Raw genomic sequence first — 26,074 nt, 5'->3', positions numbered from 1 at the left:
CGCCGCCGACGCCCGATGGACGGCCAAACGCCGCCGCCCCGGCGACGCGCCCGCCCCCCGGACGCGCCCGTACGGAACGCCGCCACGTGCTGCACCGATCCTTGCACCCTCTCCGCAGGCTTGCTATCTAGCGGGCCAACGCCGTCGACCCGGGCTCCCACCCGTCCGCAGCGCTGCGCACGCCGGCACTGGATCCGGATTCCGCGCGGCGCCCCGCGGCAGCCCGCAAGCTTCCTGCCAGCCTTGAGATCGACGGGCATCCACTCCGTATTTGTCGAACCGACTCGGGACCATCGTGAGCGTCGTCGCCACTTTCGAAATCGAATACCTCCAGTACCTCGACACCGAGGGACGCCTGATCCGCGAAGACCTGCCCGCGCTCGCGCGCGACATCAAGCAGCTCGTGGACATCTACAAGCTGATGACCTACCTGCGCGTCTTCGACGGCAAGGCGGTCGCCCTGCAGCGCACGGGCAAGCTCGGCACCTACGCATCCTGCCTCGGCCACGAAGCGGCGCACGTCGCGATCGGCAGCGCGATGCAGGAAGACGACTGCCTGGCGATCAGCTACCGCGAGTACGGCGCGCAGTTCTACCGCGGCGTGCACGCCCGTGACGTCCTCATGTACTGGGGCGGCGACGAGCGCGGCAGCGACTTCTCCGGCCCGGCACACGACTTTCCGTGGTGCGTGCCGATCGCCACCCAGTGCCTGCACGCCGCCGGGGCCGCGCTCGCGTTCAAGCTGCGCAAGGAGCCACGCGTGGCGGTCTGCACGGTCGGTGACGGCGGCTCGTCCAAGGCCGACTTCAACAGCGCGATCAACGTCGCCGGGGCGATGCAGCTGCCGCTGGTGGCCGTCATCGTCAACAACCAATGGGCGATCTCGGTGCCGCGCAGCGCCCAGACCGGCGCCAAGACGCTGGCACAGAAGGGCATCGCCGCGGGCCTGGACTGCATCCAGGTCGACGGCAACGACCTGATCGCGATGCGGGCCGCCATGGACCAGGCGATCAAGCGCGCACGCCACGGCCACGGCGGCACGGTGATCGAGGCGGTGACCTACCGCCTGTCCGACCACACCACCGCCGACGATGCGCGGCGCTACCGGCCCGACGCCGAGGTCAAGGACGCCTGGGAGCGCGAGCCGCTCAAGCGCATGCGCAACTACCTGGCCTCGCTCAACGCCTGGACCGAGGACGAGGAGAACGCCTGGAAGGCGCAATGCGCCGACCTGGTCGATACCGAGGTCAACGCCTACCTGGAGACCAAGTCGCAGCCGGTCGAGGCGATGTTCGACTACACCTACGCCGAGCTGCCGCCCGACCTGGTCGCGCAGCGCGCCGAAGCCCTCGCCCGCGAGCGCGGGGCCTGACCTCCCCGGCCCCGCCCGTCTCCGCCTTCACGACTACCTTTTCCCATGGCACAGATCACCTTGATTGAAGCCGTCACCCAGGCGCTGGCCTGGGAGATGAAGCACGACAGCAGCGTCGTCGTCCTCGGCGAGGACGTCGGCATCAACGGCGGCGTGTTCCGCGCGACCCAGGGACTGCTGCAGCAGTTCGGCGAAGGACGCGTCATCGACACGCCGCTCGACGAGACCACGATCGCCGGCCTGACGGTCGGCCTGGCCGCGCAGGGCATGAGGCCCATCGCCGAGGCGCAGTTCGAGGGTTTCATCTACGCGATGCTCGAACAGATCATCTGCCACGCCGCACGGCTGCGGAACCGCACGCGCGGCCGGATGAGCATTCCGGCCGTGTTCCGCGCCCCGTGGGGCGGCGGCATCCGCGCGCCCGAGCACCATTCCGAGGCCAACGAAGCCCTGTTCACCAACGTGCCCGGCCTGCGCGTGGTCCTGCCTTCCTCGCCGGCGCGTGCCTACGGCCTGCTGCTGGCGGCGATCCGCGACCCCGATCCGGTGATCTTCTTCGAGCCCAAGCGCATCTATCGCCAGTACAAGGAAGAAGTGCCCGACGACGGCGAGGCCCTGCCGCTCGACGTCTGCTTCGTCCTGCGCGACGGCAGCGACGTCACGCTCGTCACCTGGGGCGCCCAGGTCAAGGAAACGTTGGAGGCGGCCGACGCGCTCGCGAAGGAAGGCATCAGCGCCGAGGTGATCGACGTCGCCACGCTCAAGCCGCTGGACTTCGACACGATCGCCGAATCGGTCGCCAAGACCGGCCGCTGCGTGATCGTCCACGAAGCGCCGCGCACCGCCGGCTTCGGCGCCGAGATCGCCGCACGACTGGCCGAGCATTCGATGTACGACCTGCTCGCGCCGGTGGAGCGCGTGACCGGCTACGACACCCACATCCCGCTGTTCCGGCTCGAGATGAAGTACCTGCCCGGTGCCGACAAGATCGTCGCCGCCGCCAAGCGCACGCTCGCCGCCAGCTGATCGACGGAAAGACGACCATGAGCGAAACCAAGACCTTTCACCTCCCCGACCTCGGCGAAGGCCTGCCCGATGCGACCATCGTCGAGTGGTTCGTCAAGGAAGGCGATACCGTCCGCCTCGATGCACCCCTGGTCTCGATGGAGACCGCCAAGGCGGTCGTCGAAGTCCCCTCGCCGTACTCCGGTACCGTCGCCCGCCTCTACGGCGGCAACGGCGACGTGATCGTGACCGGCGCGGCGCTGGTCGACATCGCGATCGATCCGGCCGCACCGCAGCGCGCCGAGGCCGAGGCGACCGGCCATCACCACGGGCCGCCGCCCGCGACACCGCCGAAGCCCGCCACCGGCGCGCCGGCACCGGCCGCACCGGGCCGGGTCGTGGCCTCCGACGAAGGCGGCGAGATCCGCGAGGGCGGCGCCGCGCCACGCGCCGATTCGGGCACCGTCGTCGGCGCGATGGAATCGGGCGACCATGTCCACAGCGAAGCCCTGACCCAGGTCGGCGGCGTGAAGGCCGTACCCGCGGTGCGCGCCCTCGCGCGCAAGCTCGGCGTCGATCTGGCCCGTGTGGCACCCGGTGGCGCCGGCGGCATCGTCACCGCCCAGGACGTCAAGCAGGCCGCTGCCGCCGGCACCGCGCGTGCAGGCGCTGCGCCCGCGCCCTCACGGGCCGCATCGCCGCCGGCAGCCGCCACGGGTTCGGCGCCGCCCCCGGCCACAGCCCCGGCACAGCGTACGACGCTGTCGGCCGCCGGCAAGCCGATCCGCACCACGCCACCGTCCGTCACCGCCACCGGCCAGCCCGAGCAGCTCAAGGGCGTGCGCCGCAACATGGCGCGCGTCATGGCCGACGCCCATGCCAAGGTCGTGCCGACCACGCTGAGCGACGATGCCGACATCCATGCCTGGCTGCCCGGCAACGACATCACGGTCCGCCTGATCCGCGCCCTGGTCCGCGCCTGCAAGACCGTGCCGGCGCTCAATGCGTGGTTCGACGGCGAGAACCTGACCCGCACGCTGCACCCGCACGTGGACATCGGCATCGCCGTCGACACCGACGACGGCCTGTTCGTGCCGGCACTGCGCAACGCCGACGCGCTCGACCCCACCGGGTTGCGCACCGCGATCAACCGCCTGCGCACCCAGGTCGAGGACCGCAGCATCCCGTCCTCGGAGTTGTCCGGCTACACGATCAGCCTGTCGAACTTCGGCGTCTTCGCCGGCCGCTACGCCACGCCGGTGGTCGTGCCGCCGTGCGTCGCCATCGTCGCCGCCGGCAAGGGACGCCACCAGATGACGCCGGTCATGGGGGGTTTCGAATCCCATCGCGTCATCCCGCTGTCGCTGACCTTCGACCACCGCGCCGCCACCGGCGGCGAGGCCGCGCGCTTCCTGAAGGCGATGCTGGACGACCTGGCGCTGGCGAGCTGACGCAAGCGGAAACTGTTCGCCTGGCCGGCGCTCGTTGCCAGCCCGCGCCAGGCGCAGTGGGTCTGGTATTTCCCGATCTGGCGAACGCGTCGTTGAGGCTTGGGCCGCTGGCCGATAGCAGTGGCCCACAGCTTGACCTGCCTGCCCGCGTCAGGCGGCGTGCTCGCCCCAGAAGCAGCGGGGCCTCCAGCGGATCCACCGATCAACGGGAATTCGTTCGTACGCGGGCGCTGCGGACCCTCATGCTGTGAACGACGCGCTGTTCATCGACGGCCTGGAACTCCAGGACATACGGCCGGCACCCGAATGGAGCTCGGCCTCTTGCAGCCCCTGCCAAACCGGGCGGCCAACCGTTTCGACACCGCCTGGGCTTGCGCCTATCATGGGCGGCCTGATTGACACCCATCGAGGAACTTCCATGTTCAAACCGCTGCTGCTGACCGCCTCGCTGCTGATCCCGGCCTTCGCCTTTGCGCAAGGGCCCGCTCCGGCCGCCAAGCCGGCCCCCGAGAGCAAGACGACTGCTCCGGCCGAGAAGGCTGCCCCCCCGAAGGTCCTGTTCAAGACGACGCTGGGCGACATCACCGTCGAGCTCTATCCGGACAAAGCCCCCAAGACCGTCGAGAATGTTCTCGAGTACGTCCGCAGCGGTTTCTACGACGGCACGATCTTCCACCGCGTGATCGGCAACTTCATGATCCAGGGCGGCGGCTTCACGCAAGACCTGAAGCAGAAGCAGACCCGGGCGCCGGTCGCCAACGAGGCCAACAACGGCCTCAGCAACCTGCGCGGCACGATCGCGATGGCACGTACCGGCGACCCGCACTCGGCGACCGCGCAGTTCTTCATCAACGTCGTCGACAACCGCAACCTGGACTACGTCAGCGACCAGAGCCCGATGACCTGGGGCTATGCCGTGTTCGGCAAGGTCGTCTCCGGCCTCGACGTCGTCGACAAGATCAAGGCGGTCCAGACCGGCGCGCAAGGGCCGTTCCGCAGCGACGTGCCGGCGACGGCCGTCGTGATCGAGAAAGCCGAGGTCGTGCAGTAACCCTTCCGTTGACGCAGGCAGGCTGAATCGGCCACTTCTGGCGCTTCGCCTGCCTGCACGGTCCATCGCGGACGACGGGCGGAGATCCGTCCCTCGCAGCAAGCCCCGGCCGGATCTACGGTGCCGGCCGGCAACGGGCCGGGCTCGCGATGCGCCGGATCGTTGTTCGCTTCCAATTCCCCGACGGGAATTCGCACGGAACGTGTCCGCGATGTGCGAAAACCGGTCCGTTGCGGATCCGATCACCTGCCTTCGGACAACCGTACGATGACGTCGCTCTTCATCTCGGACCTTCACCTGGACGCCGCGCGTCCCCGCGTCATCGACCTGTTCGCGGACTTCATCGCGACCGAAGCGAATGGTGCGGATGCGCTCTATATCCTGGGCGATCTTTTCGAGGCATGGATCGGAGACGATGCCGGGGACGAAACCGGCGACCGGGTCGCGGACATCCTGGCCAGGCTCAGGCGATCAGGCGTTCCTTCGTTCTTCATCGCAGGCAACCGCGATTTCCTGCTGGGGGACCCGTGGGCCCGGCGCGCCGGCGTGACCCTGCTCGGCGATCCCGCCTTGATCGATCTCTATGGAACGCCCACCCTCCTGATGCACGGGGACACGCTGTGCACGGGCGATACGCAGTACCAGAAGGTCCGGGCCATGTTCCACGCCCCCGCGTGGCAACGCAGCTTCCTCGAAAAACCGGCCGAGGAGCGTCGCTCGTTCGCGGTGCAGGCGCGCGCCGAAAGCCAACGCTACACGCGCGACCCGACCCATGGCGCGATCATGGACGTCGATGCCGGTGCGGTGCAGGCCACGATGCAGCGGTTCGGGGTGTCCCGGCTCATTCACGGACACACCCATCGGCCGCAGATCCATCGGCTCGACCTGGATGGCCTCGTCGCCGAGCGCATCGTTCTCGGGGATTGGTACGAACAAGGCAGCGTCCTGCGCGTCAGGCCCGATGGCATGTCTTTGGACGTGCTGCCGATCTAGGCGATGTCGGTCGACGCTGGGCGCTCATCACCGGCCATCCAATGACTCGCCGAGGGCGTCCCTGTCGCCACGCCCCCGGAAGGTGGACACCGACAGGGCTGCCTGCGCGCCAAGGACACCGCGGAGCATCATCCCCTCCAAAGCGGATCGGTGCTCGGCTGCTCGCTCACTGACGCTCGCGTTTGCGTCGTCAAGCTCAGGCGCATCGCGACATCGAACGCCTGCGCAGGCCCGCCATCGTCGGACGTAGGCCGGCGTGCGCCAGTGACACCGGCCAGCGCCATTGGTGCACGCACGAACGGCGCCGCGCCTTCGGGTGATGGACGCCTACTTGGCGACGACCCGCTGCGGCCCGGTCAGGCTGTCCTTTGTCCCGTCCTTGTTGATCAGGCCGATCGAGTACCAATAGGTCTGCCCAACCACAGCCGAGGTATCCCGCCATTGGTAGGCGTTGGCATAGCCTGCCTCGAACGTGCCCGCCGGAATCGTCTCCTTGCTGATGCGCACGAACGGGCCCGCCTCGCTGTCCCCGCGGTAGATCACGTAGCCGTAAACGGCCTCTTCGTTGGCGACCGACCACTTCAGCAACGGTCCCCGGCCTGCCGGCGGCGGCGCATTCGTTTCACGCACCTTGGCCTTGAGGATCTCGCGGATGTCATTGGCACCGCGGGCCTTCGGATCGGCCATCAGGCGCTTCTGTTCGTCCGTCAGCGTCTCCTCCGGCTCGGGGGCAGGATCGACGCCGGGCGGCAGCGCGGTGGCCGTCAGGCGAATCGGCAGGTACTGCTTGTGTTCGGGCAGCTCGACCGTGGCCATGGCCTCCAGCGGCCCGAATCCGACGCCCTTGCCGCCAGTGATCCGAATCCGCTTGCAGCCGGCTTGCGCCGGCGCGCAATCGACCAGGTCCGCCTTGCCACCCTTGAAACCTTCGAGCTTGACGCTGCCGCTGCGGAACGGCTTGCCGCTCGGGTTCTTGAGCGGAATGAAGTAGTCGCGATCCGCATCGGTGCGGACGACGCCCAGGTCGAAAGGCTCCTTCTCCGGCGCGATCGCGCCGATGATGTTTGCGCTGATCGTTATCGCCGTCTTCGTCTGCTGCGGTGAACTGAGCGAGACCACGATGCGATCGGCGGAGCGCGCCCCCCAAGGCGCCGAGGCTTTGTAGGCGACGCGGACGGTGCGGCCGTCCTTGCCGATCGCGGCATCGATGAATTCCGGCGCCTCGACGATGCCGGTCGCGCGCAGATCACCTGCTTCACGACTGGAGAGCACGACCTCTCGCGTTGGAAGCGGCCCACTGAGGACGATGTCACCGAAATTGACGGACGGACGCGGATCATCCAACACGCTGCCGACGAAGCCCTGCGCATATGCATACGTAGGCACCTGCTTCGTTTCGCCGGTGTCGAGCAGGAACATGCGATTGGTCAACCCGACTGCCAGATCCGGCTGCACCTGCACTTTCAACTTGACGCTTTCTCCCGCTGCCAGCGAGGCGTTGGACGGAGAGATCGAATCGGTCGCATTGCTCGGCAGAATCCGCGCGATCCGCACTCGCTTGTCGCCGGCGTTTCTGACATCGATCGTGCACTCGGCCGGAGAGAACGCGAAAGTCTCACCGAACTTGCAGTTCTCGACCACCAACTGAGGCGTAGGGGATTCTGCGGCGGACGCCGCGAACAACAGCGGGGCAATCAAAGTTAGCAGCATGGCTCCAACGGTCTCGACGGTAGTGAGCAGGTGGACTGACGTCCGGAAATGGCGGGATTTCGGCAAGCACGAACAACGAAAAAAGCCCACCCGTTTCCGGATGGGCTTTCGTTTCTCTCTGCCCTAGAGCAGTGCGAAACTGCTTACTCGACCGAGAAGCTCTGCAGCGACACCGGCAGCGCGGTGTAGGTGACCGAGAAGTCACCACAACGCGGCGGCGTGGTCGTCGGCAGGCCGGAGTCGGACGTCACGATCAACAGATAGTTCGTGCCATTCTGCAGACCCATCGACTGGATGTTCAGAGGGACACCCGGAGCGCCGCCACCCATCGGCGGGCTGCTGCAGGACGCGGCAACGACGATCTCACGCTCAGCACCGGTGACCGTGATGGGACCGGTTTCACTGTTGTTGTAGGTGAACTGGTAGACCACGCTCGGGTGAGCGGCGACGGCGCCGCCCAGCGGAATACCCGACTGACCACCACACGTGGTGCCGGTCAGGGTCCGGTTCGGGACCTGCGGATGGAGGCTGGTCGGAGTTTCGCAAGTCTGTGCGAAGGCAGCCATCGGAAGGCCGGCCATCACGAGTGCTGCAAGCAGAGCGCGCTTCATTGTCAAATTCCTCATTTTGTTATGTTGACTTAAATCTTAAGTCCGGCAATTACGGCGAGCCGATGAACGTCGAGCGACGCGAATCGAACTGGTCGAAGCTAACGATGCGATTTGCCTGCACCGAACGGAAGTTCGGGGATGCCTGGGCAAGGCCCAGAGCTGCCGAATCGACACCGCCCCAGGTCGTGTTGTTGGCGGAAACCGTCTGGCTCGGCGTGGCTTCGTTCGTATTGTTGACCCACACCTTCACGCCGCCAGCGCCCGACCCGTCACCCGCCAGACCGGCGCCCTTCGACCAATCGATCTCGATGCGGTGCACGCCACCGGTGCCGCCCGTGAGCGGAACGCTCGACGAAACGAAGCCACCGATCGCGGTCGGATTCGACCCGGCGACCAGGATGCCCAGCGACTTGGACGTACCGGCTGCATTGCCGAAGACCGTCAGCTTGACGACTTCGGAAACACCAGAGGCCGGCGTATCCGTGATAGCGGCAAACGCGCGGACCGGCTGGCTCGAGTTCAGGCTGGCCAGTGCATCAACATTGATAAGGAACTGTGCGCGGTAACGCTCTTCACCAGCCGGCGTATCGTCGCGCACGAAAGCCGACGCGGAACCGAGATTGGCGGTGATCTGCGCGTCCAGCTTGCAGTTGGTGCTGGCAAAGCCAGGAGTGCTGGTCGCCAGCGAACCACCAACGGCCGACTGACCGGACCACGCACCCGGAAGCGCCGGACACTGCGCCATCGCGCTACCCGCAAAAGCGAAACCGACCAGACCCGCGACGGCCAGCGACAGCGACTTCATCTTCGCATTGACTTTCATTTGGAGTCTCCAAGGAGTTGTCGGGCGGGGCCCACGCCCCTTCCCCTGATTGATGAAAACCGTCAACCAAGCCCGATCGCTCGCGAGAATAGGAGTTCAGCCTATGTTTCGTCAAGCGCTCGAGCGTGGGTCCGGCAAGTCCTGACCGGTGTTGTGACGAAGTAGGTTTTCCCTCACCCCCGTCTCAACGGCAACCCCGCCAAAGGTTCGCCTCCGGCCCACGTCAATCAGTAACGCAGCGTCGTCACCGTTCCGGACACGCCGGGAGAAGAATTCTTTCGGCGCTTTGCCAGTGCTCGTCCCTGGAGTTGCAGATTCCCTGTAACCGACTGAAAAACAGGAGCTTTCCCATCATGCCCAGTCTGGGCCCACCATTGCCCGCGTAGGGCGCGCCGAGCACGCCGTGTATCCATCCGCGCGTGTCCGTACTGGGAAGCAGGCAGCTCACCCTGGGTTTGCGGGGATCATCGGGCAGCCGTCCTGGTGCCTGAGAGGGCTATCTCTCTCTTCCGACCACTCTGGGATAGGCCGGCGCGGGTGCGCGAGATCCGGCGGTTCGCGGTGGGTGCCGGTGTGGTGCAGCGGCGGTTGGCGATTGGCGCACAACAAAAACCCCCGCCGGTGAGGCGGGGGTCGGCTTTGAGGCCCTTGGCGATGACCTACTCTTGCATGGCTTAAGCCACACTACCATCGGCGCGGGTGCGTTTCACTTCCGAGTTCGGGATGGGATCGGGTGGGACCACACCGCTATGGTCGCCAAGGAACTGGCGGAGACCGCGCCCGAGGGCGCCCGTCTCACATAGGGGACTTGGGACGTAAACAAGCGTTCGGGCCTGCCGGCAGAACATGCCGTTGGGGCTGGAAGCGTCTTGGAGTTATATGATCAAGCCGCACGGATCATTAGTATCGGTTAGCTCGGCATTGCTGCTATACACACCCGACCTATCAACCATGTAGTCTTCATGGGTCCTTCAGGGGGCTCAAGGCCCCGGGAGATCTCATCTTGAGGCGCGCTTCCCGCTTAGATGCTTTCAGCGGTTATCGCTTCCGATCGTAGCTACCCGGCTGTGCCACTGGCGTGACAACCGGAACACCAGGGGATCGTCCACTCCGGTCCTCTCGTACTAGGAGCAGCCCCTCTCAAATCTCCAACGCCCACGACAGATAGGGACCGAACTGTCTCACGACGTTCTGAACCCAGCTCGCGTACCACTTTAAATGGCGAACAGCCATACCCTTGGGACCGGCTACAGCCCCAGGATGTGATGAGCCGACATCGAGGTGCCAAACTCCGCCGTCGATATGAACTCTTGGGCGGAATCAGCCTGTTATCCCCGGAGTACCTTTTATCCGTTGAGCGATGGCCCTTCCATACAGAACCACCGGATCACTAGAACCTGCTTTCGCACCTGCTTGATCCGTCGATCTCGCAGTCAAGCGCGCTTTTGCTCTTACACACACTGCGCGATGTCCGACCGCGCTGAGCGCACCTTCGTGCTCCTCCGTTACACTTTGGGAGGAGACCGCCCCAGTCAAACTACCCACCACACGCGGTCCCCGACCCGGATTACGGGCCTAGGTTAGAACGTCAAGCACATCAGGGTGGTATTTCAAGGATGGCTCCACCAGAACTAGCGCCCTGGTTTCAACGCCTCCCACCTATCCTACACAGACGAACTCAACGTTCAGCGTGAAGCTATAGTAAAGGTTCACGGGGTCTTTCCGTCTTGCCGCGGGAACGCTGCATCTTCACAGCGATTTCAATTTCACTGAGTCTCGGGTGGAGACAGCGCCGCCATCGTTACGCCATTCGTGCAGGTCGGAACTTACCCGACAAGGAATTTCGCTACCTTAGGACCGTTATAGTTACGGCCGCCGTTTACCGGGGCTTCGATCAAGAGCTTCGCCTTGCGGCTGACCCCATCAATTAACCTTCCGGCACCGGGCAGGCGTCACACCCTATACGTCCACTTTCGTGTTTGCAGAGTGCTGTGTTTTTGATAAACAGTCGCAGCGGCCTGGTCACTGCGGCCCCCGATCGCTCAGCTCCGCACGGAGCCACGATCAAGGGCGCACCTTCTCCCGAAGTTACGGTGCTATGTTGCCTAGTTCCTTCACCCGAGTTCTCTCAAGCGCCTTGGGATTCTCACCCTGCCTACCTGTGTCGGTTTACGGTACGGTCCTCGTGATCTGAAGCTTAGAAGTTTTTCCTGGAAGCGTGGCCTCAGTGACTTCGTCCTGATAAGGACTCGTCTCGGTGCTCGGTGTAGAGGATCCCGGATTTGCCTAAGATCCACACCTACCGCCTTTCCCCGGGACAACCAACGCCCGGTACACCTAGCCTTCTCCGTCACTCCATCGCAATCACGAGCGGTGCGGGAATATTAACCCGCTTCCCATCGACTACGCGTTTCCGCCTCGCCTTAGGGGCCGACTCACCCTGCGCCGATTAACGTTGCGCGAGGAAACCTTGGGCTTTCGGCGGGGGGGCTTTTCACCCCCCTTATCGTTACTCATGTCAGCATTCGCACTTCCGATACCTCCAGCAAGCCTTACGACTCACCTTCACAGGCGTACGGAACGCTCCTCTACCGCTCACACCAAAGGTGTGAACCCCGAGCTTCGGTACATGGCTTAGCCCCGTTAAATCTTCCGCGCAGGCCGACTCGACCAGTGAGCTATTACGCTTTCTTTAAAGGATGGCTGCTTCTAAGCCAACCTCCTGGCTGTCTATGCCTTCCCACATCGTTCACCACTGAGCCATGATTTTGGGACCTTAGCTGCGGGTCTGGGTTGTTTCCCTTTTCACGACGGACGTTAGCACCCGCCGTGTGTCTCCCAAGCTTGCACGTGTTGGTATTCGGAGTTTGCAATGGTTTGCTAAGTCTCAATGACCCGCTAGCCATAACAGTGCTCTACCCCCAACAGTGATACTTGAGGCGCTACCTAAATAGCTTTCGAGGAGAACCAGCTATCTCCGGGTTCGATTAGCTTTTCACTCCTAATCACACCTCATCCCCTACCTTTGCAACGGGAGTGGGTTCGGGCCTCCAGTCCGTGTTACCGGACCTTCACCCTGGGCATGACTAGATCACCCGGTTTCGGGTCTACAGCCTGCGACTATGCGCCCTATTCAGACTCGGTTTCCCTTCGCCTCCCCTATACGGTTAAGCTCGCCACAAACTGTAAGTCGCTGACCCATTATACAAAAGGTACGCAGTCACCCCACGAAGGGGCTTCCACTGCTTGTACGCATACGGTTTCAGGATCTATTTCACTCCCCTCTCCGGGGTTCTTTTCGCCTTTCCCTCACGGTACTGGTTCACTATCGGTCGGTCAGGAGTATTTAGCCTTGGAGGATGGTCCCCCCATGTTCAGACAGGGTTTCACGTGCCCCGCCCTACTCACTTTCATGGCACAAGCCCTTTCGTGTACCGGGCTATCACCGTCTATGGCCGGCCTTTCCAGACCGCTCCACTAGAACTTGCACCACTTTTGGGCTGTTCCCCGTTCGCTCGTCGCTACTGAGGGAATCTCGGTTGATTTCTTTTCCTCCAGGTACTGAGATATTTCAGTTCCCTGGGTTCGCTTCCAGACCCTATGTATTCAGATCTGGATACTCCTCGCGGAGTGGGTTTCCCCATTCGGACATCCCCGGATCAATGCTTGTTGCCAGCTCCCCGGAGCTTTTCGCAGGCTGCCACGTCCTTCATCGCCTCTGACCGCCAAGGCATCCACCGTATGCGCTTTGTCGCTTGACCATATAACTCCAAGTCGCCTCAGAGTCCTACAGCCTCGACGTTCGCTTTACTTGCCTCAACGACACATTCTGGATCGGCAGATCCAAAACGCTTGTTTACGTCCCAAGTTGTCAAAGAACACAGACCGACCTCAACGTCGGACTGCTTCAAAATTCTTAAGTGCGCGCTTATTCAGAGAAGCTGGTGGAGCCTGTCGGGATCGAACCGACGACCCCCTGCTTGCAAAGCAGGTGCTCTCCCAGCTGAGCTAAGGCCCCACAAAATGGCCGCTGTACCGGGCTTGCCGAGTGGTGGGTCTGGGAGGACTCGAACCACCGGCCTCACCCTTATCAGGGGTGCGCTCTAACCACCTGAGCTACAGACCCATCTTGATCGGCGTTCTCGTCCGTCAGTCATGCACCGCATGACCGCGAACGGGTGTGCTCTGAATAGGCAGGTGTCTTGTGTGGACGCCTTGGGCGGATCAGTCGTACTCGAAAGGAGGTGATCCAGCCGCACCTTCCGATACGGCTACCTTGTTACGACTTCACCCCAGTCATTGACCACTCCGTGGCAAGCGTCCCCCTTGCGGTTAGACTACCTGCTTCTGGAGCAACCAACTCCCATGGTGTGACGGGCGGTGTGTACAAGGCCCGGGAACGTATTCACCGCGACAATGCTGATTCGCGATTACTAGCGATTCCGACTTCACGGAGTCGAGTTGCAGACTCCGATCCGGACTGGGATCGGCTTTCTGGGATTGGCTCCACCTCGCGGTATTGCAACCCTCTGTACCGACCATTGTAGTACGTGTGTAGCCCTGGCCGTAAGGGCCATGATGACTTGACGTCATCCCCACCTTCCTCCGGTTTGTCACCGGCAGTCTCCTTAGAGTTCCCACCTTTACGTGCTGGCAACTAAGGACAAGGGTTGCGCTCGTTGCGGGACTTAACCCAACATCTCACGACACGAGCTGACGACAGCCATGCAGCACCTGTGTTCCGATTCCCGAAGGCACTCCCGCGTCTCCGCAGGATTCCGGACATGTCAAGGCCAGGTAAGGTTCTTCGCGTTGCATCGAATTAAACCACATACTCCACCGCTTGTGCGGGCCCCCGTCAATTCCTTTGAGTTTCAGTCTTGCGACCGTACTCCCCAGGCGGCGAACTTAACGCGTTAGCTTCGACACTGAGCACCAAAGTGTGCCCAACATCCAGTTCGCATCGTTTAGGGCGTGGACTACCAGGGTATCTAATCCTGTTTGCTCCCCACGCTTTCGTGCATGAGCGTCAGTACTGGTCCAGAAGGTCGCCTTCGCCACTGGTGTTCCTCCCGATCTCTACGCATTTCACCGCTACACCGGGAATTCCACCTTCCTCTACCGTACTCTAGCTCGCCAGTATCCACTGCCATTCCCAGGTTGAGCCCAGGGCTTTCACAGCAGACTTAACGAACCGCCTGCGCACGCTTTACGCCCAGTAATTCCGAGTAACGCTTGCACCCTTCGTATTACCGCGGCTGCTGGCACGAAGTTAGCCGGTGCTTATTCTTTGGGTACCGTCATCCGCACGAAGTATTAATCCGTACGCTTTCTTCCCCAACAAAAGTGCTTTACAACCCGAAGGCCTTCTTCACACACGCGGCATGGCTGGATCAGGCTTGCGCCCATTGTCCAATATTCCCCACTGCTGCCTCCCGTAGGAGTCTGGACCGTGTCTCAGTTCCAGTGTGGCTGATCATCCTCTCAGACCAGCTACGGATCGTCGCCTTGGTGGGCCTTTACCCCACCAACTAGCTAATCCGGCATCGGCTCATCTCGTCGCGTGAGGCCTTGCGGTCCCCCACTTTCACCTCTCGGTCGTATGCGGTATTAGCGTAAGTTTCCCTACGTTATCCCCCACAACGAGGCAGATTCCGATGCATTCCTCACCCGTCCGCCGCTCGCCGCCAGGGTTGCCCCCGCGCTGCCGCTCGACTTGCATGTGTTAGGCCTGCCGCCAGCGTTCACTCTGAGCCAGGATCAAACTCTTCAGTTAGATCTTGCAACCACCAGGTTTCCCCAGCGGCTTGTTCTTTCTGAAAGTCAACCCAAGCATGTAAAGCTTGCTGCTTTGAACTTGCTTGGACGCTTTCTTGGTATCGATGGACTTCTCCATCCCAAGGCGCCCACACAAGTCACCTGCGCGCACTGTCAAAGATCAATCGCTTGCGGAACCTTCTTCGTCCCGCTCCTCATGACGTTTCGTCCGAGGGAGCCGTGCATCATACAACCAAATTCCTTTCCGTCAACACCCGCCGCTCACTTTCTTCGCCCTCCCGGGCGTCGCTTCCTTGTGCGGCCTTCCTGCCACCCCGCCCGGCCTCGCGGCCTGTCCTGCAGGGGGCGCGCATCCTAACCAGACACGATCGTTTCGGGAAGGGGGAAGACGAAAAATTTTTCGACGCGCACCAGAACGGCCGGGCCTGCTGCGTTCCGCTACCGAACCGCTAGTCCTCGCAGCAGGCCAGCTCGGCAGGCACACCGCGCGCTTCGCTCCTGCATCTGCACGCATCGGCCGCCACGGACGCACGCCTGTCCGGCGGCACGGGGCGCGCGCCGGCCACACAGCGCATGCCGACCTGGTAGGGCACCAGCACCGCAAGGAACGGGACCTCGTCGGGAATCTCTTCGAGCGGAACGAATACCTGCATGACCGGCACCTCGCTGAAACCCGGGGACGGGCGCATGTATTCCATTCTTCCCCTGAACCCCAGCCATGGCGCGATCGGGCAAGGCCCGGGGCCAGATGAGGCGATTTGCAGGCTCGGGCTGAACTCAGCCGACTTCGATCATCTCGAAATCGGACTTGGTCACGCCGCAGTCGGGGCAGGTCCATGTCTCGGGCACGTCTTCCCAGCGAGTGCCCGGCGCGATGCCGTCGTCCGGCCAGCCCTCCGCTTCGTGGTAGAGAAAGCCGCAGACCACGCACATGAAGGTGCGATACGGCGGTTCGCCTGAAGGCGGAAGTGCGAGCGAGGACATGAATGATCGAAACCGGAACCGGGAACGGCGGCATTGTGGCAGTGCACCGCAGTCGATCCAAGAGCGATCCGGCGCCGAACGGCCGCACCGTCGCTACACTGGCGCCATGCACATCCCTCTCCCGCGCGGCCTGTACGCGATAACCGACGGCCCCCGGCACGACCTCATCCACGCCTGCGAGTCGGCCCTGGCCGGCGGCGCCCGGCTGCTGCAGTATCGCGACAAGACCGGTGCGTCGGCGCGCCGGCGCGACGAGGCCCGGGCGTTGCGCACGCTCTGCTCGGCCCATGGCGTGGCCTTGGTCGTCAACGACGACGTCGAACTCGCGCGCGAAGTCGGGGCAGACGGCGTGCACCTGGGCGAGGACGACACGGTGATCGCCGCGGCACGCGCGATCCTGGGGCCCGATGCGATCATCGGCGCCTCGTGCTACGACTCGCTCGAACGCGCCCGGCGCATGGCCGCCGCCGGCGCCGACTACCTGGCGTTCGGCGCGTTCTTCCCGTCGCCGACCAAGCCGGCGGCGCGCAGGGCGACGCCCGAACTCCTGGTCGCGGCGCGCAGCCTCGGCCGTCCGCTGGTGGCGATCGGCGGCATCACGCCGGACAATGCGGCGCCGCTGGTGGCGGCGGGCGCCGACCTCATCGCCGCCATCAGCGCCGTGTTCGGCGCGAGCGACGTGCGCTCGGCGGCCAGCCGGTTCGCCTCCCTGTTTTCTCGAACGATGGACACCCCATGAGCTCCAATCACGCACTCTTCCAACGCGCACTCGAGCGGATACCCGGCGGCGTCAACTCACCGGTACGCGCCTTCCGGTCGGTCGGTGGCGAACCGTTCTTCACGGCACGCGCGGACGGCGCCTGCCTGTGGGACGTGGAGGGCAAGCGCTACATCGACTATGTCGGCTCGTGGGGGCCGATGATTGCAGGTCACAACCACCCGCACGTACGAGCGGCCGTGGAGCGCGCGATCCAGAACGGCTTGTCGTTCGGCACGCCCTGCCCGGCCGAGGTCACGATGGCCGAGACGATCACCAGGCTGATTCCGTCGATCGACGTCGTGCGCATGGTCAACTCCGGCACGGAAGCGACGATGTCGGCCATCCGCCTGGCCCGCGGCCATACCGGGCGGGCACGCATCGTGAAATTCGAAGGCTGCTACCACGGCCATGCCGATGCATTCCTGGTGAAGGCGGGATCGGGCGCGCTGACGCTCGGGACACCGACCTCGCCGGGCGTCCCTGCTGCGCTGGCCGACCTCACTCTCACGCTGCCGTTCAACGACTTCGAGGCCGCCACGGCACTCTTCGACGCGTTCGGCGTCGAGATCGCCGGGCTGATCGTCGAACCGGTTCCCGGCAACATGAACTGCATCCCGCCGCGCGAGGGCTATCTGCAGCACCTGCGCGCCCTCTGCTCGCGGCACGGCGCATTGCTGATCTTCGACGAGGTCATGACCGGCTTTCGCGTCGCGCTCGGCGGCGCGCAGGCGCACTACGGCGTGACGCCGGACCTCACCACGCTGGGCAAGATCATCGGCGGCGGCATGCCGGTCGGCGCGTACGGGGGACGCCGCGAGATCATGCAGCAGATCGCGCCGGCAGGCCCGGTCTATCAGGCCGGGACCCTGAGCGGCAACCCGGTCGCGATGGCCGCCGGCCTGGCGATGCTCGAGCTGATCCAGCAGCCGGGCTTCCACGAGGAGCTCGCTCGGCGCACGCGCCTGCTCACCGATGGCCTGCAGGCGATCGCCGACGGCGAAGGCATCGCTTTCAGCACCCAGCGGGTCGGCGCGATGTTCGGACTGTTCTTCACGGCGCAGAAGGTCGAGACCTATGCGCAGGCGACCGCGACCGACACGGCCGCGTTCAACCGCTTCTTCCAGGCCATGCTCGAGCGCGGCGTCTTCCTGGCACCCTCGGCCTACGAGGCCGGCTTCGTTTCGAGCGCGCACGACGAGCAGATCATCGCCGAAACGCTGGAGGCGGCCCGGGGCGCGTTCCGCGCCGTCAAGAACGGCTGATCGCCTCGCCGCGGAAAGAGTTCAGCGCGACGAGGACGTTCGCCACGGCACCCAGCGCCGCCGAGGCGCGTCGCGCGACCCGCACGCGGGGCGCGCCGATGCCCGCAGCTCCCCGTACTGGCGCCGGCCGAACGCCGGCGCCGGCTCTTTTCATTGGATGAACTGGCGGACCGCTTCGTCCAGGCGCCGCAGTCCGTCGTCGAGATCGTCGCTGCCGATCGTCAGCGCCGGCACGAAGCGAAGCACGTCCGCCCCGGCCTGCAGCGTCAGCAGACCGTTCCGGGCGGCATGGTCGAGCAGTTCGCCGGCGCGACCGGCGTAGGCCGGCGCGAGCACCGCGCCCAGCATCAATCCCTGCCCGCGCACCTGCGAGAACACCGCGTGCTCGTTGCCGATCCGCTCGAGGCCGACCTGCAGCGCCACCGACTGGCGCTCGACCTGCGCCAGGAGTTCAGGCGCCGACAGCCGGCGCAAGGCCACGCGCGCGACCGCGGCAGCGAGCGGATTGCCGCCGAAGGTGGTGCCGTGCGCGCCGAACTGCAGTGTCTGCGCGGTGCGCCCGTTGACCAGCATCGCCCCGATCGGAAAACCGCAGCCCAGCGCCTTGGCGATCGTCATGACGTCGGGCTTCACGTCGTGCCACTGATGGGCCCAGAGCCGGCCGGTGCGTCCCATGCCGCACTGGATCTCGTCGAAGACCAGCAGGGCCCCGACCGCATCGCAGCGCTCGCGCAGCGCCTGGAGAAAATCGCTGGTCGCCGGCACGACGCCGCCCTCGCCCTGGATCGGCTCGACGATCACCGCGGCCACGTCGTCGGTCAGCGTGGCGTCGAGCGCGGCCACGTCGTTGAACGCGCCGTAGCGGAATCCGCCCGGCAACGGCTCGTAGCCCTGCTGGTACTTCGGCTGGGCGGTCGCGGTGACGGCGGCGAGCGTCCGGCCGTGGAACGAGCCTTCGAAGCTCAGGATCACGCGCCGCTCCGGCGCACGATCACGCGCCGCGGCAAACCGCCGCACCAGTTTGATCGCGGCTTCGTTCGCTTCGGTACCCGAGTTGCACAGGAAAACGCGCTCGGCGAAACCGCTCGCGGCGACGAGTTCCTCGGCCAGCCGCAGCGGCGGCTCGCTGTAGAACACGTTGCTGGTATGCCAGAGCTTGGCGGCCTGCGCCTGCAGCGCCGCCAGGATCTCCGGGTCGCCGTAGCCGAGCGCATTGACGGCGATGCCGGCGGCGAAGTCGATGTACTCGCGCCCATCGACGTCCCACAGCCGGGATCCCTGGCCGCGGTCGAGGATCAGTTCGCGCTGCCGGTACACCGGCACGAGGTAGTCTTTTCCCTTGCGGATCAGCGCAAGGCTGTCCGCGCCGGGAGCGGCGGTGGTGTTCATCGGTCGGTTCCAGCCCAGGTCCGCGCGTGAGCACGCGCCCGTGCATTATCCGTCAGCGGGAACCGAAAAAAAGACAGCCGGCCCGCACTGCGGACCGGCTGTTGGAAATGCATCCTTGCCCTGTGGCTCCGTTGGAGAACGTTCGCGATCAGAAGCGCACTTCGGCACCGACCGAGACCACGCCCGGATCGAGCTTGAGGCCCTTCTCGTCGACCTTGTAGTAGTCGTAGTTCAGGCCCACGCTGGCGCGGTTGCTGAAGTCGTAGCCGAAGCCGACGCCGGTGTACCAGCCGTTGGACGTGTCATCGACGCGAACCGGCGCTTCGATGCCGTTGTAGCCGCCCTTGAGGTCGGCGCGGAACAGGCCGCCGCGGCCGCTGACGTACCAGTTGTCGTTGATGTTGAAGTGGCCGTTGACGCCCAGCGTCCAGCCCTTCAGATCGGCCTTGCCGACCGGGCGCGACGCGGACTTCGGGGAGAACGTGCCGAGGTCGGTGTAGCCGCCTTCGACGCCGAGGGCGACGGCCGGGTTCAATGCCCAGCGATAGCCGAGGTTGACGCCATAGGCGGTGTCGTCATCGTCGTACACGCCCTTGTCGAGCTGGGCCTGGCCGACCTGACCGTTGATGAAGAATCCGCCCTTGTCCTGAGCGTGGCTGATGGCCGGTGCGGCAACCAGGCCGGCAGCGGTCAGGGCGATGGCAAGAATCGAGGTTTTCATTTTCTGCTCCAACATTTCGAGTGGATGAGCGACATACGTCGGGGTGGGCGTATGCGTCGGAGAGCTTCGACAGGGGCGATGGCTTCGCGTTCCGGGCTGCTCCGTGCGGCCTAAGCTGGGGTTCAGCCCCAGGATTTCAATACCGAACGGTTTACAAATTGTTCAGGCACCGGGCACGAACGCCGAATCGAGCCCGATCGAATCGGACCGAGGGAAGGACGGTCCCGGGTGCGCCCGCCGCTTCACGGGGCGAGCCGCAGCGCGCGGGTGCCCATCAAGCCGCCCATCGAGGGCGACGGGAAAGACATCCGGGAGCTGATCGGCGACAATGCGCGCCCCTTGCGACCCGCCCGCCGGCCAGGTCGCGCATTCCTGTCGAGTCCGATCAATGCCGAGCCGTACAGAACTCGCCAACGCGATCCGCGCGTTGGCAATGGACGCGGTCGAAGCCGCCAAATCCGGTCACCCCGGCATGCCGATGGGCATGGCCGACATCGCCCAGGTGCTGTGGAGCGATTTCCTCAGGCACAACCCGCAGAATCCCAAATGGGCCAACCGCGACCGCTTCGTGCTGTCCAACGGCCACGGCTCGATGCTGATCTACGCCCTGCTGCACCTGACCGGCTATGCCCTGCCGCTCGACGAGCTCAAGCGCTTCCGCCAGCTGCATTCGAAAACCGCCGGCCATCCGGAAGCCAGCGAGACGCCGGGGGTGGAGACCACCACCGGTCCGCTCGGCCAGGGCCTGGCCAATGCGGTCGGCATGGCGCTGGCCGAGAAGGTGCTGGCCGCGCGCTTCAACCGCGACGGTTTCCCGGTCGTCGACCATACGACCTATGTCTTCCTCGGCGACGGCTGCCTGATGGAAGGCATCTCGCATGAAGCGGCCTCGCTGGCCGGGACGCTTCGCCTCGGCAAGCTGGTCGCGGTCTGGGACGACAACGGCATCTCGATCGACGGCGAAGTGCACGGCTGGTTCACCGACAATACGCCGGCACGCTTCGAGGCCTACGGCTGGAACGTCATCCGCGGCGTGGACGGCCACGCCCCGGACGCGATCCGCGCGGCGCTCGAGGCGACCCGCGGCTCGGACAAGCCCACGCTGATCTGCGCCAGGACGATCATCGGCTTCGGCGCGCCGACCAAGCAGGGCAAGGAAGCCTGCCACGGCGCCCCGCTCGGCAAGGACGAGATCGCCGCCGCGCGCGCAGCGCTCGGCTGGCCGCACGCGCCGTTCGAGATCCCGCAGGACATCTACGCCGCCTGGAACGCGCACGCCACGGGCGCCGAGCGCGAGGCCGAATGGAATGCGCTGTTCGCGCGCTACCGTACTGCGCACCCGGACCTGGCCGCCGAGTTCGAGCGTCGCCTGTCCGGCGCGCTGCCGGATGAATTCGCCGTCGCCGCCGATGCCTGGATCGCCAAGCTCCAGGCCGAAGGCCCGGTCGTCGCCTCGCGCAAGGCCTCGCAGATGGCCCTCGACGCGTACGGCCCGCTGCTGCCGGAGCTAATCGGCGGCTCGGCCGATCTTGCCGGGTCGAACCTGACCCTCTGGAAGGGCTCGAAGGACGTCAATTCCGGCGATCCCGCCGCCAACTACGTGCACTACGGCGTCCGCGAGTTCGGCATGAGCGCGATCGCCAACGGGCTGGCGCTGCACGGCGGCTTCATCCCGTACGACGCGACATTCCTGGTCTTCTCCGACTACGCCCGCAACGCGGTGCGCATGAGCGCCCTGATCCCGACGCGCGCGATCCACGTCTACACGCACGACTCGATCGGCCTGGGCGAGGACGGCCCGACCCACCAGCCGGTCGAGCACCTGGCGAGCCTGCGCTACATCCCGAACAACGCGGTCTGGCGCCCCTGCGACGCCGTCGAGTCGGCGATCGCCTGGAAGGCGGCGATCGAGCGCCGCGACGGCCCGTCCTGCCTGGTCTTCTCGCGGCAGAACCTGGCGCACCAGCCGCGTAGCGCCGAGCAGGTGGCCGATGTCGCCCGCGGCGGCTACGTGCTGTCGGACCCGCCGAGCGCCCGCTTCGACCTGATCCTGATCGCGACCGGCTCGGAGGTCGAGATCGCGATGCAGGCCATGCGCATCCTGGCGGACCAGGGCGTGGCGGCCCGCGTCGTGTCGATGCCCTGCACCAGCGTCTTCGATGCCCAACCGCTGGAGTACCGCGAGGGCGTCCTGCCCGGGTGGTGCCGCAAGCGCATCGCGGTCGAGGCCGGCATCACCGATTTCTGGCGCAAGTACGTCGGCCTGGACGGCGCGGTGGTCGGCCTCGACACCTTCGGCGCGTCGGCGCCCGCCGATGCGCTGTACCGGCACTTCGGCATCACGGCCGAGCGCGTCGTCGACACGGCACGCGCACTGGCCTAGGCGTCCCGGATCCCGGCGTGCCGCCGCTGCGGCCGCCGGGAAGCCGGCGCGACGATCGGCCGCGCCTCGGGGGGCGCGAACCGCGGCGATGCTTGATCGCCGTCGGGTCGCCCGGACCTCCACCGCTCGACAATCCGGACGACGGGAAGGCCGGCGCCTTCCGCCTTTCAAGACAGGTGAACCCGTGGCAGCTTTCAATACCGAACGCGTCCTCAGTGTGCGGCACTGGAACGACTTCCTCTTCAGCTTCACGACCACCCGCGATGCCGGGCTGCGATTCGAGAACGGCCAGTTCATCATGATCGGCCTGCCGGTGGACGGCCGGCCGCTGCTGCGCGCGTACAGCATCGCCAGCGCCAACTACGAGGAGCACCTGGAGTTCTTCAGCATCAAGGTGGCCAACGGCCCGCTGACCTCGCGCCTGCAGCACCTTCGCGTCGGCGACGAGGTCCTGATCGGCAGCAAGCCGACCGGCACCCTGCTGCTGCACGACCTCAAGCCCGCCCGGCACCTGTACCTGCTGGCGACCGGGACCGGCCTGGCCCCGTTCCTCTCGATCGCCCGCGATCCGGAGACCTGGGAGCGCTTCGACAAGGTGGTCGTCACCCATGGCGTGCGCCAGGTGGCCGACCTCGCCTATCGCTCGCTGTTCGAGGACGAGCTGCCGGCCCACCCGTACCTCGGCGACCTGGTGCGCGAGAAGCTCGTCTACTACCCGACCGTCACGCGGGAAGCGTTCCGCAACCAGGGACGGCTGGACGAGCTGCTCGAAAGCGGCCGGCTGTGCGCCGATGCCGGCCTGCTGCCGCTGGACCCGGCCGCCGATCGAGCGATGATCTGCGGCAGCCCGGCCATGCTCGCTTCGCTGTCCGGGCTGCTCGATCGCCGCGGCTTCGCCGTCTCGCCGCGGATCGGCACGCCGGGCGACTACGTGATCGAACGCGCCTTCGTCGAACGCTAGGCGTCGATTCCACGCCGATCCTTGCCCGTTCCGAGCGAGTCCGCCCGGCGGACTGGCGCGCGGCAGAGGGCAGGCGCATGCTTCGGGGCCACGCGGGCCCTGCCCGTCCTGTACCCGTCGGCAACAGGAGTGGCGCCATGATCACGCTGAACGTCAACGGCAAGTCCCTGCAACTGGACGTCCCGGACGATACCCCCTGCTGTGGGCGCTGCGCGACGCGGCGCAACTGACCGGGACCAAGTTCGGCTGCGGCATCGCACAGTGCGGCGCCTGCACCGTGCATGTCGACGGCCAGCCGGTGCGCTCCTGCGTGCTGCCGGTCGCCGCGGCGAAGGACAAGGCGATCACGACGATCGAAGGCGTCGGCACCGATCGGGTCGGCCTCGCCATCCAGGAAGCCTGGCGCCGGCTCGACGTCGTGCAGTGCGGCTATTGCCAGTCCGGCCAGATCATGTCCGCCACCGCGCTGCTCAAGGCCAAGCCGGCGCCGAGCGACGAGGACATCGACGCGGCGATGAGCGGCAACGTCTGCCGGTGCGCGACCTATGTCCGCATCCGCGCCGCGATCCACGAAGCCGCCGCCGCGCTGGCCTGAGGACGCGACCATGACCACGACGATCATCAATGCCAGCCGGCGCGACTTCCTCAAGACCGGTGCCGGGCTGGCCCTGGCCGTCTACGTCGGCCCCGCCCTGGCCGCCGAAGCGATCGGTGGCGCCGACACCACCTTCACCCCCAATGCCTTCGTGCAGATCGACGGCACCGGCCTCGTCACGGTGACGTCCAAGCACCTGGAGATGGGCCAGGGTACGTTCACCGGCATCGCGACCCTGATCGCCGAGGAACTGGATGCGGACTGGGCGCAGGTCCGCGTCGTCGGCGCACCGGCCGATGCCAAGCGCTACGGCAACGCCGCCTGGGGCGGCGCGATCCAGGGAACCGGCGGCAGCAGCGCGATGCCCGGCGCCTGGGACCAGATGCGCCAGGCCGGCGCCACCGCGCGCGCGATGCTGGTCGCCGCCGCTTCGCAGAAATGGCAGGTGCCGGCAGGCGAGATCACAGTGGACCGCAGCGTGGTCAGCCATGCCGCCAGCGGCCGGCGGGCCGGCTTCGGCGAGTTGACCGCGCTGGCGGCGAGCCAGCCGGTACCGGCCGAGGCACCGGCGCTCAAGAAACCGGACCGCTACACGCTGATCGGCAAGCTCAAGCTGCCGCGCACCGACAGCCGCGCCAAGACCGACGGCAGCGCGAAGTTCACCCAGGACGTGCAGTTGCCGGGCATGCAGGTGGCCGTCGTCGCGCACCCGCCACGCTTCGGCGCCGCGGTGGCGCGTTTCGACGCCGCCAAGGCCAAGGCCATCCCCGGCGTGACCGACGTCTTCGTCGTTCCGGCCGAGCGCGGCGTGTTCGCCGGTGGCGTCACCGTCCTCGCACGCGACACCTGGACCGCGATCCGCGCGCGCGAGGCGCTCACGGTGGAATGGGACGATACCGCGGCCTTGCGCGCGAGCAGCGATACGCTCCTCACGGAGTACCGCGCGCTGGCCCGGCAGCCCGGCAAGACGGTCGTCAGCCGTGGCGACGTCGATCGCGCGCTGGCCGGCAAGCGCCTGATCGAAGCCACCTACGAGGTGCCGTTCCTCGCGCATGCGGCGATGGAACCGCTCAACTGCGTCGTCGCCCTGGGCGAGGGCCGCTGCGAGCTGTGGAACGGCGAGCAGTTCCACACGGTGGACCAGGCCGCGGTCGCCAAGCGCCTGGACATCGCACCGGACAAGGTCACGATCAACCAGCTCTATGCCGGCGGCAGTTTCGGCCGCCGCGCCAATCCCAAGTCCGACTACATCCTCGAAGCGGTCGCGCTGGCCGTCGCCGCGCGCGAGCGCGGCCATCGCATGCCGGTCAAGCTGGTCTGGACGCGCGAGGACGACACGCGCGGTGGCTACTACCGGCCGCTGACCCTTCACGCCGTCACCGCGGCGCTGGGCGAGAACGGCCGCATCGCCGGCTGGCGCCACCGCATCGTCGGCCAGTCGATCCTCAAGGGCTCCCCGTTCGAGGCGATGATGGTCAAGGACGGCGTCGACGGCACGACGGTCGAGGGCGTGGACGACCTGCCCTACGCGGTCGAGAACCTGCACCTGGACCTGCACTCACCCGATCCGGGCGTGCCGGTGCAATGGTGGCGCTCGGTGGGTCACACGCATTCGGGTTTCGCGACCGAAGCCTTCATCGACGAACTGGCCGCCGCCGCTGGCGCCGATCCCTACCGGTTCCGGCGCGGCCTGCTGGCGGCGCACCCGCGCGAGCTGGGTGTCCTGGACCTGGCCGCCGAGCGTGCCGGCTGGAGCCGTCCACTCGCGCCGGCCGGCGGCAAGCGCCGCGGCCGCGGCATCGCCGTGCACAAGTCGTTCGATACCTACGTCGCCCAGGTGGCCGAGGTCACGGTCGAGGCCGACGGCCGGTTCAAGGTCGACCGGGTCGTCTGCGCGGTCGACTGCGGCGTGGCGATCAACCCCGACGTGATCCGCGCGCAGATGGAGGGCGGCATCGGCTACGGCCTGTCGGCCGCCCTGCTCGGCGCGATCACGCTCAAGGACGGCGTCGTCGAGCAGTCCAACTTCCACGACTACCGGCCGCTGCGCATGCAGGACATGCCGGCGGTGGAGGTGCACATCGCCGCCTCGTCGGAGAAACCCACCGGTGTCGGCGAGCCCGGCACCGCCGTGGTCGCCCCGGCCGTCGTCAATGCGCTGTTCGCCGCCACCGGACAACGCATCCGGCGCCTGCCGATCGACACCACCCAGCTCAAGGCCTGAT

18 protein-coding genes, 2 tRNA genes and 3 rRNA genes are annotated in these 26,074 nt (G+C 66.0%); 11 read left to right on the top strand and 12 right to left on the bottom strand.

Annotation, left to right across the window (positions count from 1 at the left end):
- Window positions 1-295 precede the first annotated feature (295 nt).
- The 5 genes from pdhA (at window position 296) to I596_RS04025 (ending at window position 5,872) form a co-directional block, all read left to right on the top strand.
- Window positions 296-1,372 (top strand): pyruvate dehydrogenase (acetyl-transferring) E1 component subunit alpha, encoded by a 1,077-nt coding sequence (pdhA, locus tag I596_RS04045; RefSeq protein WP_067644553.1) that lies wholly within the window; start codon window positions 296-298, stop codon window positions 1,370-1,372.
- 45 nt (window positions 1,373-1,417) lie between these two features.
- Entirely contained in the window at window positions 1,418-2,398 is a 981-nt protein-coding gene (locus tag I596_RS04040) for an alpha-ketoacid dehydrogenase subunit beta (protein ID WP_067644551.1), read from the top strand.
- A gap of 17 nt (window positions 2,399-2,415) precedes the next feature.
- Window positions 2,416-3,828 carry a dihydrolipoamide acetyltransferase family protein gene (locus tag I596_RS04035; RefSeq protein ID WP_067644548.1) on the top strand — a complete coding sequence of 471 codons (1,413 nt, stop codon included), beginning with the start codon at window positions 2,416-2,418 and terminating at the stop codon, window positions 3,826-3,828.
- A gap of 418 nt (window positions 3,829-4,246) precedes the next feature.
- Window positions 4,247-4,879 (top strand): peptidylprolyl isomerase, encoded by a 633-nt coding sequence (locus tag I596_RS04030; RefSeq protein ID WP_067644539.1) that lies wholly within the window; start codon window positions 4,247-4,249, stop codon window positions 4,877-4,879.
- 267 nt (window positions 4,880-5,146) lie between these two features.
- Window positions 5,147-5,872 carry a UDP-2,3-diacylglucosamine diphosphatase gene (locus tag I596_RS04025; RefSeq protein WP_067644536.1) on the top strand — a complete coding sequence of 242 codons (726 nt, stop codon included), beginning with the start codon at window positions 5,147-5,149 and terminating at the stop codon, window positions 5,870-5,872.
- 327 nt (window positions 5,873-6,199) lie between these two features.
- Here I596_RS04025 and I596_RS04020 read toward each other — a convergent pair whose 3' ends face one another.
- The 10 genes from I596_RS04020 to I596_RS03975 all read right to left on the bottom strand — a co-directional run bounded on the left by I596_RS04020 (window position 6,200) and on the right by I596_RS03975 (window position 15,778).
- Window positions 6,200-7,582 carry a hypothetical protein gene (locus I596_RS04020; protein ID WP_150132003.1) on the bottom strand — a complete coding sequence of 461 codons (1,383 nt, stop codon included), beginning with the start codon at window positions 7,580-7,582 and terminating at the stop codon, window positions 6,200-6,202.
- A gap of 143 nt (window positions 7,583-7,725) precedes the next feature.
- The gene (locus I596_RS18390) at window positions 7,726-8,193 is read right to left on the bottom strand and encodes a hypothetical protein (protein WP_150132002.1); all 468 of its coding nucleotides are present in this window, start codon (window positions 8,191-8,193) and stop codon (window positions 7,726-7,728) included.
- 49 nt (window positions 8,194-8,242) lie between these two features.
- A complete protein-coding gene (locus I596_RS04010; protein ID WP_067644529.1) occupies window positions 8,243-9,016 on the bottom strand; it encodes a hypothetical protein in 774 nt (257 codons plus the stop codon).
- A gap of 646 nt (window positions 9,017-9,662) precedes the next feature.
- A 5S ribosomal RNA gene (rrf, locus tag I596_RS04005) occupies window positions 9,663-9,777 on the bottom strand.
- 118 nt (window positions 9,778-9,895) lie between these two features.
- A 23S ribosomal RNA gene (locus I596_RS04000) occupies window positions 9,896-12,777 on the bottom strand.
- 181 nt (window positions 12,778-12,958) lie between these two features.
- Window positions 12,959-13,034 (bottom strand) — tRNA-Ala (locus I596_RS03995).
- 31 nt (window positions 13,035-13,065) lie between these two features.
- Window positions 13,066-13,142, bottom strand: a tRNA-Ile gene (locus tag I596_RS03990).
- A 111-nt stretch (window positions 13,143-13,253) separates the two neighbouring features.
- Window positions 13,254-14,792: ribosomal RNA gene (locus I596_RS03985) — 16S ribosomal RNA — on the bottom strand.
- The 16S, 23S and 5S rRNA genes sit together here with 2 tRNA genes alongside, the layout of an rRNA operon.
- Before the next feature lie 451 nt (window positions 14,793-15,243).
- A complete protein-coding gene (locus I596_RS03980; protein WP_150132001.1) occupies window positions 15,244-15,483 on the bottom strand; it encodes a hypothetical protein in 240 nt (79 codons plus the stop codon).
- Window positions 15,484-15,571: 88 nt separating this feature from the next.
- Window positions 15,572-15,778, bottom strand: a complete 207-nt coding sequence (locus I596_RS03975; protein WP_067644523.1) for a rubredoxin — start codon at window positions 15,776-15,778, stop codon at window positions 15,572-15,574.
- A 106-nt stretch (window positions 15,779-15,884) separates the two neighbouring features.
- Here I596_RS03975 and thiE point away from each other — a divergent pair, with 106 nt between their 5' ends.
- Both thiE and hemL read left to right on the top strand, forming a co-directional pair.
- Window positions 15,885-16,517, top strand: coding sequence for a thiamine phosphate synthase (gene thiE, locus I596_RS03970; protein WP_067644520.1), 633 nt, complete (start codon window positions 15,885-15,887; stop codon window positions 16,515-16,517).
- Window positions 16,514-17,800 carry a glutamate-1-semialdehyde 2,1-aminomutase gene (gene hemL / locus I596_RS03965; RefSeq protein WP_067644518.1) on the top strand — a complete coding sequence of 429 codons (1,287 nt, stop codon included), beginning with the start codon at window positions 16,514-16,516 and terminating at the stop codon, window positions 17,798-17,800. The genes thiE and hemL overlap by 4 nt, the downstream gene beginning before the upstream one ends.
- 150 nt (window positions 17,801-17,950) lie before the next feature.
- Here the strand turns inward: hemL and I596_RS03960 are convergent, their stop codons facing one another.
- Both I596_RS03960 and I596_RS03955 read right to left on the bottom strand, forming a co-directional pair.
- The gene (locus I596_RS03960) at window positions 17,951-19,189 is read right to left on the bottom strand and encodes an aspartate aminotransferase family protein (RefSeq protein WP_067644515.1); all 1,239 of its coding nucleotides are present in this window, start codon (window positions 19,187-19,189) and stop codon (window positions 17,951-17,953) included.
- A gap of 148 nt (window positions 19,190-19,337) precedes the next feature.
- Window positions 19,338-19,910, bottom strand: a complete 573-nt coding sequence (locus I596_RS03955) for a porin family protein (protein ID WP_067644512.1) — start codon at window positions 19,908-19,910, stop codon at window positions 19,338-19,340.
- Window positions 19,911-20,298: 388 nt separating this feature from the next.
- On the opposite strand from I596_RS03955, the gene tkt reads away from it, so the two are divergent.
- The 4 genes from tkt to I596_RS03935 all read left to right on the top strand — a co-directional run bounded on the left by tkt (window position 20,299) and on the right by I596_RS03935 (window position 26,073).
- Entirely contained in the window at window positions 20,299-22,293 is a 1,995-nt protein-coding gene (tkt, locus tag I596_RS03950) for a transketolase (RefSeq protein ID WP_067644510.1), read from the top strand.
- A 184-nt stretch (window positions 22,294-22,477) separates the two neighbouring features.
- On the top strand, window positions 22,478-23,254 hold the full coding sequence (locus I596_RS03945) for a ferredoxin--NADP reductase (protein ID WP_067644508.1): 777 nt from the start codon (window positions 22,478-22,480) through the stop codon (window positions 23,252-23,254).
- 277 nt (window positions 23,255-23,531) lie between these two features.
- Entirely contained in the window at window positions 23,532-23,849 is a 318-nt protein-coding gene (locus tag I596_RS03940) for a (2Fe-2S)-binding protein (RefSeq protein ID WP_269465538.1), read from the top strand.
- A gap of 10 nt (window positions 23,850-23,859) precedes the next feature.
- On the top strand, window positions 23,860-26,073 hold the full coding sequence (locus I596_RS03935) for a xanthine dehydrogenase family protein molybdopterin-binding subunit (protein ID WP_083965729.1): 2,214 nt from the start codon (window positions 23,860-23,862) through the stop codon (window positions 26,071-26,073).
- Window position 26,074: the final 1 nt, after the last annotated feature.

The sequence above is a fragment of the Dokdonella koreensis DS-123 genome (assembly GCF_001632775.1).
Classification (GTDB): domain Bacteria; phylum Pseudomonadota; class Gammaproteobacteria; order Xanthomonadales; family Rhodanobacteraceae; genus Dokdonella; species Dokdonella koreensis.
This window is presented reverse-complemented; position numbering and strand designations above follow the sequence as displayed.